This window comes from Pseudomonas sp. 1152_12 (assembly GCF_052850675.1).
In genome coordinates, this window is sequence record NZ_VXCW01000048.1 from 1 (window position 1) to 1,069 (window position 1,069).

Consider the following 1,069-nt stretch of genomic DNA (forward strand, 5'->3'; position numbering starts at 1 on the left):
TGACTCTAGCCAGTACAGACCGTGGGAGACTTCGCCCCACCCCTTCACCAAAGCGCCGATAAGGAATGCATCGGCCATGACCGACGATAGAAGCAAGCCAGCGCAATGGTGAAGCCCCGACAAGTCTGCAAACCCTAACCCGGAGCGTTTTTCATGGCAATGACTGTCTCGCAATCAATCATCGGTGTGGATGTCGCTAAAGCGGAAGTTGTGATCTACCAAACTGAAACTGATGAACTAAAGATCGTACCGAACACTAAAACCAAACTTAAAGCGTGGCTCGATACCTTGCCGGCGGGCAGCGCTATTGCGATTGAGGCCACCAACATCTATCACTTGCAGACCGTAACCCTGGCTCACTCGATGGGTCATAAGGTCTACGTGGTCGATGGGTTTCGCCTTAATCACTACCGAAAAAGCACTGGAGGCCGGGCTAAAACAGATGCCAGCGATGCGCGCTTGCTGGCCCGTTATTTGAAAAATGAACAAGCAGATTTACGCGTTTGGAGCCCGCCGCCGAAAATTTATACCAAGCTTCAAAGCTTGCTTCGTCGGCGTGCCGCTCTGGTGAAAACACGTATCGCCCTTAATCAAAGCTGGGCGGGTGAACCGTTACTCAAAGCATCATCAAAAAGCGTCTCTGCTTGCCTGGAAAGGCACGAAGCACTCATTGAGAAACGGATATTAGACGCTGTCACTGAAGCTGGGCTTCTACATCAGGTCAAGCGCTGCCAAGCCGTCGAAGGTATTGGTTTTCTTACGGCAGTTGCACTAACGATGGCTTTTCAACGAGGAGAGTTTGAAAGCGCAGATGCGTATATCGCGTTCCTTGGGTTGGACTTGAGAGTAACTGACTCCGGGCAGATGAACGGACGTCGCGCATTGAGCAAGAAAGGTGACGGCGAGATACGTCGATTACTGCATAACGCTGCGTCAGCCGGCATCAGGTCAAAAGCTTGGAAACCGCTGTATGAAGGTTACCTGGCCAGGGGCCTGAAAACGACTCAGGCCCTGGTCATCATCGCCCGCAAGCTGGCACGTATTGCGTTTTCACTCATGAAAAATCAGA

The 1,069-nt window shown here is 51.7% G+C and carries 1 protein-coding gene; it reads left to right on the plus strand.

Annotated features, from left to right (window positions below):
- Positions 1-153 precede the first annotated feature (153 nt).
- The coding region (locus FW764_RS28045; RefSeq protein ID WP_446436718.1) for an IS110 family transposase at positions 154-1,069 on the plus strand (916 nt) is incomplete at its 3' end.